14 protein-coding genes are annotated in these 16,344 nt (G+C 47.8%); 8 read left to right on the top strand and 6 right to left on the bottom strand.

Features of this window, described 5'->3' with window-relative positions:
• Positions 1–45 precede the first annotated feature (45 nt).
• Entirely contained in the window at positions 46–1,224 is a 1,179-nt protein-coding gene (locus ACJ2PR_RS11800) for an RNA-guided endonuclease InsQ/TnpB family protein (RefSeq protein ID WP_446877128.1), read from the bottom strand.
• A gap of 34 nt (positions 1,225–1,258) precedes the next feature.
• On the opposite strand from ACJ2PR_RS11800, the gene ACJ2PR_RS11795 reads away from it, so the two are divergent.
• Together ACJ2PR_RS11795 and ACJ2PR_RS11790 are read left to right on the top strand one after the other, a co-directional pair.
• Positions 1,259–1,426 (top strand): hypothetical protein, encoded by a 168-nt coding sequence (locus ACJ2PR_RS11795; RefSeq protein WP_446877127.1) that lies wholly within the window; start codon positions 1,259–1,261, stop codon positions 1,424–1,426.
• A 51-nt stretch (positions 1,427–1,477) separates the two neighbouring features.
• Positions 1,478–2,725: a metallophosphoesterase family protein gene (locus tag ACJ2PR_RS11790; protein WP_446877126.1), complete on the top strand. Its 1,248-nt coding sequence runs from the start codon at positions 1,478–1,480 to the stop codon at positions 2,723–2,725.
• A 256-nt stretch (positions 2,726–2,981) separates the two neighbouring features.
• Here ACJ2PR_RS11790 and ACJ2PR_RS11785 read toward each other — a convergent pair whose 3' ends face one another.
• Complete coding sequence (locus ACJ2PR_RS11785; RefSeq protein ID WP_446877125.1) at positions 2,982–3,521, bottom strand: LuxR C-terminal-related transcriptional regulator; 540 nt, start codon at positions 3,519–3,521, stop codon at positions 2,982–2,984.
• Positions 3,522–3,922: 401 nt separating this feature from the next.
• Between ACJ2PR_RS11785 and ACJ2PR_RS11780 the strand changes: the two genes are divergently transcribed.
• The 4 genes from ACJ2PR_RS11780 to ACJ2PR_RS11765 all read left to right on the top strand — a co-directional run bounded on the left by ACJ2PR_RS11780 (position 3,923) and on the right by ACJ2PR_RS11765 (position 11,256).
• Positions 3,923–7,633 (top strand): WD40 domain-containing protein, encoded by a 3,711-nt coding sequence (locus ACJ2PR_RS11780; RefSeq protein WP_446877124.1) that lies wholly within the window; start codon positions 3,923–3,925, stop codon positions 7,631–7,633.
• 451 nt (positions 7,634–8,084) lie between these two features.
• Entirely contained in the window at positions 8,085–8,720 is a 636-nt protein-coding gene (locus ACJ2PR_RS11775; protein WP_446877123.1) for a PAS domain-containing protein, read from the top strand.
• 323 nt (positions 8,721–9,043) lie between these two features.
• Complete coding sequence (gene hemE, locus ACJ2PR_RS11770; RefSeq protein WP_446877122.1) at positions 9,044–10,099, top strand: uroporphyrinogen decarboxylase; 1,056 nt, start codon at positions 9,044–9,046, stop codon at positions 10,097–10,099.
• Between the two features lie 155 nt (positions 10,100–10,254).
• Positions 10,255–11,256 carry an NAD-dependent epimerase/dehydratase family protein gene (locus ACJ2PR_RS11765; RefSeq protein ID WP_446877121.1) on the top strand — a complete coding sequence of 334 codons (1,002 nt, stop codon included), beginning with the start codon at positions 10,255–10,257 and terminating at the stop codon, positions 11,254–11,256.
• A gap of 46 nt (positions 11,257–11,302) precedes the next feature.
• Here ACJ2PR_RS11765 and petL read toward each other — a convergent pair whose 3' ends face one another.
• The gene (petL, locus tag ACJ2PR_RS11760; protein WP_446859522.1) at positions 11,303–11,398 is read right to left on the bottom strand and encodes a cytochrome b6-f complex subunit PetL; all 96 of its coding nucleotides are present in this window, start codon (positions 11,396–11,398) and stop codon (positions 11,303–11,305) included.
• Positions 11,399–11,511: 113 nt separating this feature from the next.
• On the opposite strand from petL, the gene aroB reads away from it, so the two are divergent.
• A complete protein-coding gene (gene aroB / locus ACJ2PR_RS11755) occupies positions 11,512–12,615 on the top strand; it encodes a 3-dehydroquinate synthase (RefSeq protein ID WP_446877120.1) in 1,104 nt (367 codons plus the stop codon).
• 14 nt (positions 12,616–12,629) lie between these two features.
• Here aroB and ACJ2PR_RS11750 read toward each other — a convergent pair whose 3' ends face one another.
• On the bottom strand, positions 12,630–13,418 hold the full coding sequence (locus ACJ2PR_RS11750; RefSeq protein WP_446877119.1) for a class I SAM-dependent methyltransferase: 789 nt from the start codon (positions 13,416–13,418) through the stop codon (positions 12,630–12,632).
• Between the two features lie 305 nt (positions 13,419–13,723).
• Here ACJ2PR_RS11750 and ACJ2PR_RS11745 point away from each other — a divergent pair, with 305 nt between their 5' ends.
• Positions 13,724–14,644 carry a hypothetical protein gene (locus tag ACJ2PR_RS11745; protein ID WP_446877118.1) on the top strand — a complete coding sequence of 307 codons (921 nt, stop codon included), beginning with the start codon at positions 13,724–13,726 and terminating at the stop codon, positions 14,642–14,644.
• Between the two features lie 28 nt (positions 14,645–14,672).
• On the opposite strand, the gene ACJ2PR_RS11740 is transcribed toward ACJ2PR_RS11745, so the two are convergent.
• Both ACJ2PR_RS11740 and ACJ2PR_RS11735 read right to left on the bottom strand, forming a co-directional pair.
• Positions 14,673–14,939 carry a hypothetical protein gene (locus tag ACJ2PR_RS11740; RefSeq protein WP_446877117.1) on the bottom strand — a complete coding sequence of 89 codons (267 nt, stop codon included), beginning with the start codon at positions 14,937–14,939 and terminating at the stop codon, positions 14,673–14,675.
• A gap of 44 nt (positions 14,940–14,983) precedes the next feature.
• On the bottom strand, positions 14,984–16,276 hold the full coding sequence (locus tag ACJ2PR_RS11735) for a BREX system ATP-binding domain-containing protein (protein ID WP_446877116.1): 1,293 nt from the start codon (positions 16,274–16,276) through the stop codon (positions 14,984–14,986).
• Positions 16,277–16,344: the final 68 nt, after the last annotated feature.

Raw genomic sequence — 16,344 nt, 5'->3', positions numbered from 1 at the left:
TGATGGGGCGATCGCCCAAGCTGTTGAAGTGTAAGCGACCGCCGCTCATAATTTACTAACGTTTGCTAACAAACTGAAATCTTCCTGCTTCAACTCGGAGAAGTCGGCTTCACCCGATCCACAGGCTGACACGGGATGGCTTCCCGCGTTTTTCAAATTGATTGCCGCATTCAAATCTCGGTCAAGACTGAATCTGCAATGCTCACAGGTGAACACGCGCTCAGAGAGGGTGAGTGCTTCTTTTTTGGCTCCACAATTCGAGCAAGTTTTACTTGATGGAAACCAGCGGTCTACGATGACGAGTTCAGACCCGTACAGCTTGGTTTTGTAGTCCAACTGCCGACGGAACTCATAGAAGCCCATATCACCTATGGCTTTTGCAAGCTTGTGATTTGCCATCATTCCAGACACATTAAGATCCTCAATGACTACCGTGCTGTGGTTCTTGGCAAGAGAAGTCGTGAGCTTGTGGAGCGTGTCTTTGCGGAGGTTGACAATCCGTTGGTGCAATCGGGCAATTCTGATTTGCGCTTTCTTCCAGTTGGCTGATCCTCGCTGTTTGTGGCGATTGAGCCATTGCAGTCGAGACAGCTTTGATTCAAGTTTGCGATACGATTTCGCACCCTCAAAGACTTCGCCCGTGCTGAGAGTGGCGAGAGACTTCACGCCTAAATCCACTCCCACAACATCAACTGATTTAGGCGATGCGATCGGCTCTACCTCAATTCGGAATGAGAGATACCATCTATCGGCGGTGCGGCTAATCGCGACATTCTTGATGGGCACTTGCGGCAACTCTTCGTAAGTTCGCAGGATGCCAAGTTTCGGAACCTGAATTCGACGAGTACCACGAATCTTGATTGTGCCGTCCAACTCAAATGAGTCGCCTTTACCTTTCTTCTTAAACCTGGGAACCCCTGAGACTTTCTTAAAGCACCTATCCCAAGCCAGTCGTAAATCTCGCAGCGCATATTGAGGCGCACATTTTGAGGACTCAAAGTACCAGGGATTTTCAGGCTTCACCCATGCCACCAACCATTTATGCAAGTCAATTGCAGAAGGGAATTTAATTCTGTTCTCTGGATTTGCTTGGTTGTGGTCAAGAATTTGTTTGGTTAGTCCGAGTCCCCAATTCCACGCATGACGCGCTACGCCAGAATGTTTCAGCAGGTCGGTACGCTGCTGATGGTTGAGTTTGAGTTCCGTCTTGAATCCTAAGAGCATGATATTATCGTACGGCAAGTAACGTACAAACACCATGTCTAAACGATTAGATTTTCGGGTTTCAGATGAAGACTTTGCAGCACTCGAAGCATACTGCAAGAAAACAGGTGCCACCAAGACAGGCGCAATTCGGATGTTGCTCCAAGTTCTCAAAGATGAGCAATTGTTAGTAGTTGTGAGAAAATCGCTCACTGTTGTTTGACCTTTAGTCATTCGCTGTTAGACTACTTGTACTATTTCTCACCTAATCGTTATGCCTCGGTTTCTTCATGTCGCAGATGTTCATTTGGGATTTGATCGCTACGACAGCAAAGAGCGCACCAAAGATTTTTACCTGGCGTTTGAGGACGTGTTGCAGAAGTATGCGATCGAGGCTGAGGTTGATTTTGTCGCGATCGCAGGCGATTTGTTTGAGCATCGCACCCTTCAGCCCAACATTCTCAATCAGGCAAAACTGTGTTTGCAAATGCTGAAGGAACAGCACATTCCCGTCATTGTAATCGAGGGAAATCACGACAATCGCCCCTACGGAACGCAGACCAATTGGCTGAAATACCTGGCGCAAGATGAACTGCTGATTTTGTTGGAGCCAGAGCGATCGGCTCAGGGAGAAGTCGTCTACGAAATGTGGAATGGCGAATCGGGCGGCTATATTGATCTCGACTGTGGGGTGCGCGTCCTGGGTTCTCAGTGGTATGGAGCGTCTGCACCGGGAGCGATCGAGCGTTTGGCAGATGCCATTCAACAACTTCCGGCGAGTCCGGGGCATTCGGTGATGCTGTTCCATCACGGGTTAGAAGGGCAGATTGCAAGATATCAAGGGGCGTTGCGCTACAACGATTTGTTACCGCTTAAAGCCGTCGGAATTGACTATTTAGCGTTGGGTCACATTCACAAAAACTATAGTGAACAGGGTTGGATTTTTAATCCAGGGTCGTTGGAGGCGAATAGTGTTGAAGAGTCGAAATACGATCGCGGTGCTTATCTAGTAGAACTGACTCCTGAAGGCATTCAAGCAGAGTTAAAAAAAGAGTATTATCAGAGACCTTTTGTGCGATTAAAGCTGACGGCGCGGGGTCAAGAAAGTCTCGAAGAAATTGAGGAAATGGCGATCGCTCAAGTTCAATCAGCCATCAAATCAAAACAGTTGAAGCCTGAAAAAAAACCAATGGTTGAGTTGAGAATTGAAGGGCAGGTAGGCTTCGATCGATTGGAACTTGACACCAAAAAACTTCAGCAACAACTCAAAGAACTCAGTGGCGCTCTGATATTTTTACTGAAGTATGAAGCAAACGCTGTGGAATACGCTTCGCCGTTGCCAGAAGATGCCACTCGGCTCCAAATTGAGCAAGAAGTATTCACGGATTTGGTCGCCGCGCACAATAGTTATAAAGGGCGATCGATCGAACTAGCTCAAGGATTAATTAACCTCAAAGATCTGCAACTCGAAGACCGACCCGAACCAGAATTGTATGATTTCATTCAGCAATTGTTAGCGTGAATTCGATGAAAGTTTTTCGCTTCGATGTTGGGATCTTCTGCCCCCCAAGCTGCCCATTCTGAAGAACTTCACTTGTGGGGGATTTAGCTGGCTCTGTGGATTTGCAAGCGAAGCGAAGAAGCTCATCAAACTGACGTAACTGACGTAATGGTTAGAGAACGTTTGAAACGTACCAGAAGCTACTTTACAGTCTGGGGGCGGGTGAATCCGATAAACGATACGTTTCAAACATCCTCTAAGTGATGGTGGGCGACTTTCAGCACCAGCTTTCTTGATGCGCTTGTTTTTTGGACTGAATATTGCCCAAGTGTTTCTTTACGGTATCGATCGTGATGTACAGTTGAGCCGCGATTTCTTTGCGTGATTTGTTACAGCGTCGTAAAAACCAAACCTCCGCTTCACGAGGGGTCAATCCATACTTTTTTGCTTCGGTCACTGCCAGACTTTGCATCGATTGCTGCTGGTCTTCAAGTCGGACTAAAAGAGAAGGTTCTTGAGCATCTTCTAGCGTGATCCACTGGACTCGAAGGCGAAAGGTTTGAAGCTCAGTGTTGATTTCGGACTCAATGATGAGCGGATGTTCTCCATAGAGTTCTCGACTTTCGATCAGGGCTTCGCACGATCGCCAAACTTCTTCGGGCAGCGCATTTTTTTGAGGATTCAACTGTTGGCAAATCTGGGCAGCAGGTGTGTTGGCATAAATAAATTCACCTTGCGGATTCACAATGAGAATGCCATCGACAAACCCTTCCAGTACAGAGGTAAAAAAGTGATTAGAATTTTCAGAGGAACTCATGTTCATTATGGGGGCTGGGAATGAACGGTTAACTAACTATTGCTTCAGTACGTTTGAATAGATCCAGTCATGCACTTCACTACAAAAAGTAGGCGTGATTTCCAGAAAGTTGCGGCGAAGCATTCCGTGAACTTACTTACGAAGCTAAACCAAACTTTTGCCCGTGACGGTGGAGAAAAGTTAGAAGTTGCGATCGCTCAACGTAAGGAAAGGTTAGTTAAATGTTAGTTTCCTAGAAAAGCGTGAGATTCTAGATTTTAGAAGTCTGTAATCTTACGGATTGTTTTATTCTCTATCACCGGAAATCTACGTAGCCAACTTGGATCACTTAATGAAGATCACGATCGATTGGTGAAGAGTCCACGATCGCGGTCAATCAGGAGATTTTGGGGTGCAGTCCGATGACCATCGAAGAAGCACTGATCGTTTTGGATAGTCTGCTCGGAAGACAACGCCTGACCCATCTGCAAGAAACTGTTTTTTGTCGCGCTTGGGAGGGTCAAACCTATGAACAAATCGCCACTACCGAGGGCTATGACGCTGACTATGTAAAGCTGGTCGGTTCTCAACTGTGGCAACTGATTTCTGAACTGGTCGGACAACGGGTGACCAAAAATAACTTTCGAGTTGTCCTGCGCCAACGGATCGGGACTTCTGAACCAAAAGAGCTAACTCCTCCCTCATCGTTTCTTCCCTCTCCTTCTTCTCGCTCTGATTCGACTTATCAGGATTGGGGCGAAGTCATTGATCTGTCCAATTTTTGTGGTCGATCGCATGAGCTAGAAATTTTAGAACAGTGGGCCACTTCGTCCAGGCTAATTGCCATCTTAGGCATGGGCGGCATGGGCAAAACCGTTCTCTCGGTCAAACTAGCGCAGCGATTGCAGAACCAATTTGAGTATGTGATTTGGCGATCGCTTAGAGACGCGCCAACGGTCGAAACCATTTTGTCTGATCTGATCCAATTTCTTTCTCAGCAGCAAGAAACAGAACTCCCAGATTCGGTAGACGGCAAGTTAGGTAGGCTGATGCATTATCTAAGACAACACCGCTGTTTGCTGATCTTGGACAACGTTGAGTCTATCTTAGGGACGGGCGAACAAGCTGGACATTACCCGATCGGGTACGAATTTTACGGTGACCTGTTCAAACGGATTGGCGAAACGCTGCATCGAAGCTGTGTGGTGATTACCAGCCGTGAGAAACCGAGAGAAGTGGTGGCGCTAGAAGGGATGGCGATCCGATCGCTCAAAGTGACGGGTCTCAATTCATTAGAGACGATCGAGTTACTCAAAACAAAGCGCCTGTCTGCTACCGAGGCCGTTTTTGGGCAACTGATTGAAATGTATGCGGGGAATCCTCTGGCGCTCAAGATTGCGGCGACGACGATTCAAGACTTGTTTGATGGCGACGTATCCGAATTTCTCAAACATGGAACAGCAGTTTTTGGCGATATTTCTGACCTGTTGGATCAGCAGTTCGATCGCCTCTCTGATCTCGAAAAGCAGATCATGTATTGGTTGACTATCGATCGAGAAGGCGCATCGCTCTCAGATCTCGCTGAAGATCTCGTTCCTCCGGTGCCTCGTCGCTATTTGATGGAGGCGTTGGCATCGCTGGCTCGACGGCCGCTCGTGGAAAAGCAGGGCGCAAAATTTACGCAACAGCCTGTGGTGATGGAGTATGTCACCGATCGCTTGATCGAGCAAATCTATAGAGAACTTTGGGCGGATTCAATCAAAAGCTCAAAACTTCCGCTCTTCCACACTCACGCCTTGATGAAAGCAACCGTAGAAGATCATGTTCGAGAAAGTCAGGTGCGAATGATCGTTAAGCCACTGCTCGATCGCTTTCTTGCGTCGCATCATAAACCAGAAGTAGAACGTCAGCTTAAACACTTCTTAAATCGGCTACGAAATCAGCTTGAAGGCACTTCTGGATACGGCGCAGGTAACATCATTAACTTGTTGAATCAATCCCATTCAGACTTGAGCGATTGGGACTTTTCGGACTTAACAATTTGGCAAGCTTACCTTCAGGGCATCCAGTTGCACCGCGTGAATTTTGCGAATTCTGACTTAAGTAGATCAGTGTTTTCGGAGACTTTGGGCAACGTCTGGTCAGTGGCTTTTAGTCCTAATGGAACGCTTTTAGCGGCCAGCGACACGGCTGGAGAAATTCACATTTGGCGCGTTAGCGATCCGCAGGGGAACTTACTGCAAAATCGGCAAAAGTTAATCACCTGCCACGGACATCAGCATTGGGTCTGTTCGATCGCTTTCAGTCCCGATGGCAAAACGCTCGTCAGTGGCAGTGGCGATAAGACGGTAAAACTCTGGGATGTCGCAACCGGACACTGTTGGCAAACGCTAGAAGGACACACCGATTGGGTGATCTCGGTGGCATTTAGTCCAACTCGATCGCTTGTGGCCAGTAGTAGCTCCGATCGCACCATTCGCTTATGGAACATTCACACGGGAGACTGTGTGCAAATCCTCGAAGGACACGAACATTGGATCTGTGGAATCGCCTTTAGCCCCACTGGAGATCTGGTCAGCGGTAGCGACGATCGCACCCTAAAACTCTGGAATATTCAAACTGGAGAATGCGATCGCACATTAATTGGACATCAAAGCGTCATCAGAGGAGTGACTGTTAACGCAAATGGATCTCTGATTGCAAGCGGAAGTGAAGATCAAACCATCAAGCTTTGGGATGTGAAGACAGGGGAATGCCTCAAAACACTAGTCGGACATACGAGTGAGGTACGTTCTTTAGCCTTTCATGCAGATGGAAAAACATTGGTGAGCAGCAGCTTCGATCGTACGCTCAAGCTCTGGGATATCTCTACCGGAAAGTGCCTCAAAACCTTGCAAGGACACACCGAAGCGGTGCGATCGGTGGCGTTTAGTCCCAATGCTTCGCTTCTGGCGAGTGGCAGCGCTGACCAATCGATTCGCCTTTGGAATCACCAGACTGGGGAGTGCCTCAAAACGTTGCAGGGCTATACCAATTTTGTGTTGTCGGTGGCGTTTAGTCCCGATGGGGGAGCGATCGCCAGCACCAGTGCCAACCACACCGTCAAACTCTGGGGAGTTTCTTCTGGAGACTGTTTGAAGACCCTGCACGGACATACTAACTGGGTCTGGTCGGTGGCGTTTAGTCCTGATGGGCAAAGTCTCGCAAGTGGCAGCTTTGATCAAACGATTCGGCTTTGGAGTCGCCAAACAGGGCAGTGTCTCAAGATTTTGCGCGGACATACCAATTGGGTCTGGTCGGTGGCGATGAGTCCTGATGGCATTTTGTTAGCCAGTGGCAGCTCTGATCAAACGATTCGGCTCTGGCACACTCAGACGGGCGACTGTCTCAAGGTATTGGCGACTCCCAGCCGCATCTGGACGGTTACCTTTAGCCCTGATGGTCAGCAGCTTGCCAGTGGCGACGAAGATCACACGATCCAACTCTGGGATGTTCACAAAGGGCAGTGTCTAAAAACGCTCAATGGTCATCAAGCTCGAATTTGTTCGGTGGCTTTTAGTGCAGACCAGAACACGTTAGTCAGCAGCAGCGATGACCACACCATCAGAATTTGGGATGTTAATACTGGAAAATGTTTGCGGGTGATGCACGATCGCGACTGTGTAAAATCGGCTCACTTCAACACAGACGAAACTCAGATCATCAGCAGTGGCTTTGATCACACCGTCAAATTTTGGAATGCTCAAACGGGCCAGTGTCAGCAAGTGTTGCAGGGGCATGAGGCGCGCATCTGGTCGGCGGACTATCGACGCGATCTCAAAAAGATATCTAACAAAGTCGATCGCAAGGAGATGTCTGCGGAAGCCGATCGCAAGGAGATGTCTGCGGAAGCCGATCGCAAGGAGATGTCTGCGGAAGCCGATCGTTCTTCAAAAATGCCAGAAGCCTTGATCGCCAGCGGCAGCGAAGATGAAACCATTCGTCTCTGGGACGCGACCTCCGGCGAGTGTGTGCGCGTGTTACGCAATCTTCGACCTTATGAAGCGATGAACATTTGCGGAGTGACAGGTTTAACCGAAGCGCAAAAAGCCACTTTGAGAACCCTGGGAGCGACTGAGCAGTCAGTTCGATAAACTTTTTCGCTTCGTTGCCAAGGGATTCGCCCCCTAAATCCCCCATTCTGAGGGACTTTGAATCAGCATAATTTCTTTGAACTCTGGAACTTTCTCTGGGTCAAAGTCCCCCAATTTTGGGGGATTTAGGGGGCTGAAGCTGATCGAAACGAAGCGACTCACTCTCATCGAACTGACATCAGACTAAGACTGTGCGCTAGGCTACACAATTATACCTTGTAGAAAGATTAAGGTATAGTTACCTGCTGGTCACAAACAGCACATGCAAAACTAAGGGAGTCCAAAACGCTACAAATTGATAATTAATTTGGTTCCCACATTAGTTTCTGAAGTTTCTGAAAATAGTCTCTGAAAATTGGTACTTGATAAAGCTCACCACTTGAGATCGATACTCAACTCCTTCCCGCAAAACAGTGTGAGGCTTTTAGTTTTAAAAGATATGGTTTAAGAAATGACGATCGAAACAAAACCCCCAGGGCTTGATCAAACCGACAATTCATTCGCGCTGCCAGACAATGAAATCGAGAGACTTCGAGGCGTTTTACAAATTTCTCAAATCGCCGCCTGGGAATGGGATATTTCAACAAGTCAGGTTTGCTGGTTTCAAAATTTAGAGGTTGTATTGGGCTGTTCGATCGCGGCCGTTCCCGTCAACTACGAAGCTTGGTTGCAGCAGGTTCATCCGGGCGATCGCGTTCGATTTAATTTAGAAGCGATTCGGGCATTAATTACGCGCTGTGATTATGTCAGTGACTATCGAATGATTCGATCGGATGCCAAAATTCAGTGGCTTCGCAATCAGGGGCGCATTTGTTTTGATGCAGAAAATCGACCGATGCGAGTGTTAGGGTTGACCCAAAAAATTGACCCTCCATCAGAAATTTGTCAGCCATCTGACCAGAAAATTCGCTTTATGGAAGCCGTTTCTCACGACTTTCGCACTCCCCTAACCATCATTCAAACCGCCACCGAACTGCTCGAACGCTACGACGAATCTTGCACCAAAAAACAAGAGCGATTTCAGCAGGTTTATCAAGCGATCGAGCAAATGACTCGCCTCCTCGACGAAGCTTTAGTGAAAGAGTGAAAGGCGGTGAATTTGATGAAAGACTTCGCTGCTATTTTTCACCGCAAATCTTCCACAAATAAGAGACTTTGAACCGCCAATCTTGTCTAGAAGTCCTACAGAATTGGCAGCTTGGGAGGCAGAAGTTCTGAGCAACGAAGCGAAAAAACTTCATCAAGTTGACGCTAAAAGAAATGGGCGCGACTCCTTGCAGGTAGCTCGAAGAGATTGCTTTACGCTCCCTTCTATTTCAAAACCGTTACATTCAGCCGCTTACACACGAAACCCGATCCCCCCGGTGATAAGCTGACAAATGAATTCAAATACTGGTTAAAGAGGTCGAAATGGCGGGGGTTCCACTTTTATTAAGAGCAGCGCGGGGAGAAGCCTTGGATCGTCCCCCCGTTTGGATGATGCGGCAGGCAGGTCGCTATATGAAAGCTTATCGAGATCTGCGAGACAAATACCCGTCTTTTCGAGAACGGTCTGAGATTCCAGAAGTCGCGATCGAGGTTTCTCTTCAACCCTGGAGGGCTTTTCAACCCGATGGCGTGATTCTGTTTTCTGACATTGTGACTCCCTTGCCCGGACTCGGCATCGACATGGACATCGCCGAAGGCAAAGGCCCGATCATTGATGACCCCATTCGCACTCAAGCTCAGGTGGACAACTTGCGCCCGCTTGAACCCGAAGAATCGATGCCCTTTATCAAGCCGATTCTCAAAGCCCTGCGCGACGAAGTGGGCGATCGCTCAACCGTTTTGGGATTTGTCGGCGCACCCTGGACTCTGGCAGCCTATAGCGTCGAGGGCAAAGGCTCCAAAACCTATTCGGTGATCAAGAATATGGCCTTTTCTGATCCGACAATCCTACACCAGCTACTAGGGAAATTGGCGGACGCGATCGCGATTTACACCCGCTACCAAATCGACTGCGGGGCGCAGGTGGTGCAGATGTTTGACTCGTGGGCGGGACAACTCAGCCCTCAAGACTATGACACCTTTGCATTGCCTTATCAGCAGCGCGTTTTTCGTCAGGTTAAAGAAACTCACCCCGATACGCCGTTGATTCTGTTGGTGAGCGGCAGTGCAGGCGTGCTGGAGCGGATGGGCAAATCAGGTGCCGATATTGTCAGCGTCGATTGGTCGGTGGATATGGCAGACGCTCGATCGCGCCTCGGCAGAGACATGAAAGTGCAGGGCAACCTCGATCCGGGCGTGTTGTTTGGCTCAAAAGCGTTCATTCGCGATCGTATTCTCGATACGATTCGCAAAGCTGGTAATCGGGGACACATCCTGAACCTAGGTCATGGTATTCTTCCACTTACACCTGAAGAAAATGCGGCGTTCTTCTTTGAAACTGCAAAACAGGTTGATAAGTTACTGGCGACCTCTTGTTAGGGATGAAGGATGAGGGATGAAGGATGAATTGAATGATTGGTTCGAGTTTCAGTGTTTGCGTTTATTCTATGAACTCATACACTCATGATTCATACTGATAGCTTAATGACTCCTACATCCCTCATCCCTCACCCCTCATCCCTCATCCCTTCCCCATGACTTCAAAGCGAATCTTTGTGACAGGTGCGAGTGGTTGCATTGGTCACTATATTGCTGAAACTTTAATTCAAGAAACCGAGCACGAATTGTTCTTGATGGTCAGAGATCCTGACAAGCTCAAGTTTGATGTTCATGTTCGGCCTGGTGTGACGATCGTTCGTTCAGATTTGCGAGACATTGAGCAACACAGCGCTCTGTTGAAGACGATCGATTGCGCGATTTTGACGGCAACGTCTTGGGGCGGTGATGAGATTAATGATGTGAATGTGCTGAGTACGCTGCGGTTGATGAAGCTGTTAGACCCGGATGTGTGTCAGCAGGTGATTTATTTCTCGACGGCTAGTGTGCTCGATCGCAACAATCAACTGCTCAAAGAAGCCGGAGAATTTGGCACAGACTATGTGCGATCGAAGTATGTTTGTTTTCAAGAACTCTCGAAGTTAGCGATCGCATCCAAAATTACGGCGCTGTTTCCGACGCTGGTCTTGGGGGGAGGCGATCGCTATCCCTATTCCCATGTGTCGTTGGGGGTGGGGGAAGTGGTGCGCTGGATTAAGCTAATTCGCTTTTTAGACGTTGATGGCAGCTTTCACTTTATTCATGGTCAAGATATCGCCCTCGTCGTGAAGCATTTGGTCGAGAACCCGCCGACTGCGGCTGGCCCGCGCAAGCTGGTTTTGGGCAATGAGAAACTGACGGTAAATCAGGCGATCGAAGAGGCCTGCGTCTATCTCAACCAAAGAATCTACTTTCGCATTCCCCTTTCGCTGTGGTTGGCGGATTTCTTCATTTTTCTATTTCGGATTCAGATGGGTGACTGGGAGCGCTTTTCTCTGCACTATCGCCATTTCACCCACCAAAATCCCGCGACTCCTGCCACGTTTGGAATGCCGACCTACTGTGCAACGCTGTATGACGTGCTGAAGTTAAGCGGAATTCCTCGTAGAACGGGTCGATCTGCTTTAGTCGATAGATCTTTGAGCGCACGACCCAAGTAGCTTGAGCAACGGACAGTTGAAGTCAATCATCCGTTGCCAGTTTGCACTAGATAAGTTTGATAGCGCGGAATGCGAAAAATAAGGTGAGGGCAAGCGCGATCGCGCCACCTACCAGACCGACATAAGCAATCACTGCGGACATAGAATTCGTCTCCAATTTCAACCTCTAACAAAACTATACAGAACAACGCATCGCCATTTGTAGAAGTTCACATCAAGTAAGATCAAGTACAAGGTATTTTCGCGAAAGTCATCATGCAGTCTGTCATCCCGGTTGTTTTGCCCGAAAAGTCTTATGAGATCACCATTGCGCCAGGGAGCGTCGATCGCGTCGGCAAGCTGATTACAGATGCAGAAACGCCGTTGAAACTGGGTCAAAAAATTCTAGTGGTTTCCAACCCCACCATCTTTCGCTGCTATGGTCAACGGCTGATAGATTCACTAACTCAAGCAGGATTCAGTGTGGATCGCTGCATTCTACCTGCGGGAGAGCGCTACAAAACGCCTGCTACGTTGCAAAAGATCTATGATGCGGCGCTAGAAAATCGCCTGGAGCGATCGTCCACAATGGTTGCTTTGGGCGGTGGTGTGATCGGCGATATGACAGGCTTTGCGGCGGCGACCTGGCTGCGAGGGATCAATGTAGTGCAGGTGCCGACGACTTTATTATCGATGGTGGATGCGGCGATCGGCGGCAAAACGGGAGTCAACCATCCCAGAGGCAAAAATCTGATTGGCGCATTTCATCAGCCTCGATTGGTGTTAATTGATCCGCAGGTGCTAAAAACGTTGCCGATGCGAGAGTTTCGGGCGGGAATGGCGGAAGTGATTAAATACGGAATTATCTGGGACGCTAATTTATTTGAGCAGCTAGAACAAGCGCCCCGATTAGATCAACTCCGCTACATCAGCGACGAACTGCTACAAGAGATTCTGACTCGATCGTGTCAGGCAAAAGCTCACGTCGTCAGCAAAGACGAAAAAGAATCGGGACTGCGGGAAATTCTCAACTATGGTCATACGATCGGTCACGCCGTCGAAAGTCTGACGGGATATCGAATCGTCAATCATGGAGAAGCGGTGGCGATCGGCATGGTCGCGGTCGGTCAAATTGCTGTTGAGATGAACTTGTGGACGCAGGAAGAGAGCGATCATCAGCTTGCTCTGATCAAAAAAACAGGTTTACCGACTCAGTTACCAGAAGGTTTAGACATTGAGGCAATTATCCACTCTCTGCAATCCGACAAGAAGGTGAAAGCGGGACAGGTGCGATTTGTGTTGCCTGAAGGAATTGGGAAAGCGATCGTCACGAATCAAGTGACTCCAGACACGATTCGTAAAGTGCTACAAAAAATGTAGAAGCGAGACAAAGTTTATACATTTGTTTGGGCTGTGATTCCGATAGTGGCATAGTAGATAGCCCAGGAATTGCGATCGTCTGCAAACCAACAATATTGCTCAATGTCTTCTTGAGTAACTTCCCCTGTTGCAATATATTTGTCTGCAAGTTGCAGAGTCGATAGTTTCATAACCGATGCGATTCCTGAACCGCCAGGAGAGATGGGAACATCATTTTCTACTAACGGCTGCAAGCCAAGCTGCTGAAAGATAGCGGGTAATTTAATTCCTAGTGCATAATCCATATTTCGATTAGCGAACATTTGAAAGATCGCTTGATTAACTCGATTCATAGATTGATAGGCGGCTTCTTCTCCGACGATCGCTTTTGCTGCCGAGAAGTCAGGCTCTTCGATCACAATCCATCCCCCTGGTTTCAGCAAATCCAACATTCTCGACAAAGCAACTTGAAAGTCTGAAATATGAATGAGAACATAGCGGGCATGAACCAGATCAAAAGAGTGATCTTCAAGTGGAAGACTGCGAATATCAGCCTGCAACACTTCGACATTCGGCAGTTGAATGTTATTTACAAAACGAGTGTCTAAATCAACCGCAACCACTTTGCCATTTTCTCCGACAACAGATGCCATCCACTGAGCAATTGATCCGGCTCCGGCTCCCACTTCAAGACATCGCCAATTTGTTGTGATTCCCGTTGCTTGAATTCGTTTGCGACTGGCTGGATCAAAGACTTGTTCGATCGCTTGTAGTCGTTCCAGTTCTTTAACGTGTTGGGAATCAGTAAAAATGTAGTGAGACATTGATATTCACCTCTTTGCTCAACTGAACGATCAAGCAATCTCGCACAATCACAACTCCAAGGTGAGTGACGGTATAAATGTCATGTATTTCTCCTCACGAGGATTGCAGCTCTTACATTCTACTCTGCTGTTAAATAGGTAGCTGTAAATGTATTATTCTCCTGCAATTCAACAAGAGGGTGAAGGCAGGACAGGTGAAATTTGTGTTGTTTGAGGGAATAGGGAAGTCCTTTTATTAGACTAGTGGTAACTGAATACCAAAGGCTTGTAACATAATGATATGAGTCTTTACTGAGAGTGCAGTTGTGGCTGAAGAAACTGATTTACTGAAACTTGTTATTGAAGTAGATGACGAACTCATTCAAGAAGGAATGGAGCCTTTTCAACGTCCTTTACCAGCGTGCTTGAAAATTGCAGAGCGGCTGAAACCTGGTAGCACTTTCACGTTTGAGTATGACCCGCTTTTCAATGCCATTAACCAGATGTACAGTGAGCTATATCGTCCATCGGATCTTGATAACCCGCCTATGCATGTAGGGGCGTTCATGTTTCGAGATGTATTTTTTCCTCTACGTATCCCACTCGTTTATGGTTCACCCACAATCAATCCGGTCGATCTCCTAGTAGATGTGCCCGATGTACCGAAGCGATGGTTATTTGATAACAAGCAAAGTGGCTTGACATTCTTTGATCAAGTTATCGATCTTATAGATTTTGTCTATGGACTCGATGATCTTGAAAAGACAGGAAAACTACCTGATAAAACTGTGGAATGGTGGTATCTAGCCAAACAGCAACTTGAAGCCGCTGCTGCAACTGTTCTAGGCTCCTTTAATAAATATGCCGTAATTCAAAATTGTTGTATTTCAACTGAGCTACTGCTGAAAGGCGCTCTCTTAGCAAATGGTATTAGTGAAGATACGCTAAAGAATGAGAAAAAAGGCTACGGACATAAACTTGAAAACTTAGTAAATAGAACAGGTGAACTTCTTCCCAATGTAAATACAGAGACTTTACTATTTGTAGTTCAACAGCTTCCAAATTACGTCAAAAGTCGTTATGAAGCTATGCAAGTTTCTCGCTTAGATCTTGGAAGATTCTTAATGAACACCCAATTTGTCAGTGGTGAAATCTTGCGGCAGTTTTCTAAGCGTGATTTGCGCTCAAACTCTGGTAAAAAAGACGATGCTTGGGATTTCACCCATCGAACGTTCCCAAGAAAATGATGGACTATCGTTCTTTTCAACAAATTCGCTACAACTCTGATGCTGAAAGTCGTCCTTCGATCGGTTCGTATTCATCTTCTAACAACCAGGTTTGAGTTTCATCATAGGTTGCACCCGTAAACACAACCTTGTAACCCTCAGCAGGATCATGTGCACGACAACTACCCGATCGATCGCCGAGTAATAGCAGGACATAGGGAGGCGATAGCATCGGATCAATCCAAACTTCAACAAAGCTCCAATCATGCTTGGCTGGGTCGAGGGCGGGGGATGACATGATATCGGTTTTCTGCATCAATCTTCACCTCTCCTAAACTTGCATGTGAACTGATCGCTGAATCAACTGTCTGACTCGTCGGAAAGTGCAAAGAAATCTTCTTGTTCTTGTAGAGAAGCTTCTAGTAGATCGGTGGTGCCCAGTCTGACGCTTTCGTGATAGAGATAAGCAATATCCAACGCTTCGAGAGTGGCGCGAATATGGGTGCGGATGGGCTGACTGCCGATCGTTCCCACCAATTCCATGACATCAAGGCTTGCATCCCAGGCGTAGGCGGTGCCGTGGAGTTTGACTAATCGTTCTAAAAGGGTTGCCAGGTTTGCAGTTTCGAGCGGACGAATCGTCGGACAGTTGGAGCCGATCGCCGTGTCAAAAAAGTCTCGCATCACAATTCCCGCATCTGCCCCAAACTTCTCAACCGCAACTTCAGGAATTTGAGTGCGATCGTTCTTGGCGCTGGGTGTACTGGTGCCGCTAAACCACACATCGTTTCTCAAACTAGAAGCGACTACGCCAAATGTATAGATGGGATAGGGATTTCGGCAAAACAGTTCATGTTCGCCGTCTCGACGCACGTCGCGATTTGACCAATTCAACAACCAATTGAGATTGCGATACGCCTGAAGTCGGCCAATTTTGCCCAATCGTCCGATCAGTTCCACTTCATCCAACAGCAGCACCCAACCTTTGTAACCACAGAGCGCGATCGCATCCGCCATGACTCCAAAATAGGCACTGCCATGCTGAGTTGCGCGAAAATTCGTCTCAAATTTGGGCAACGGTTCGCCCCGCGCCGCTCGATGAATTCGCTTGAGTTCGGGACTGCTGAGACGAGTGCCTGTCAGGTCGCCATAGAGCAACTCTTGTTCTTCGCCTGACGTGAAAAAGTAGTCTTCAAGCACGATCGCCGGAAGGGGATGACTGTAGCGATCGCGATCGGCAATTGGACTATTCAACAAATCGCCTGCTTTGCGAGAATTCAACGCTTTGGTCAAGCCTGCCATTTTAGAATCGGGCGTGCGAATCACCGAAGCCACCCGTCCATAAAAATTCAGTAGATGGTGACAAGACACTTCGCGACTCAAAGAAACGCGGCTGACTGCGTAGCCCATATCCAGTGCCACATGCTCAACTGTGGTCAGGGCGTGAGTTTTACCTTGTCCATAGGGCCCCCAGGCGAGACGACCGAGCGACCGCTGCCCTTGAGAAAATTGTTCTAGATCCTGACGAATCAGATTGGTGAGCGACGATCGCAGATCAGGCAGTTCTCTCGTCGAGACGCGCGTCGGAATTCCGGCTCTTAGCGTTTCAACAACGGCGATCGACTTTCTGCGATTTGCGTCATACCTTTCCATTAGCATTCACCTTATTGATCTATATTGATCTATTGAGTTTAGTCGCGACCCGCTTATCCTCCCTATTT

The sequence above is a fragment of the Phormidesmis sp. 146-33 genome, from assembly GCF_052939515.1.
This window is presented reverse-complemented; position numbering and strand designations above follow the sequence as displayed.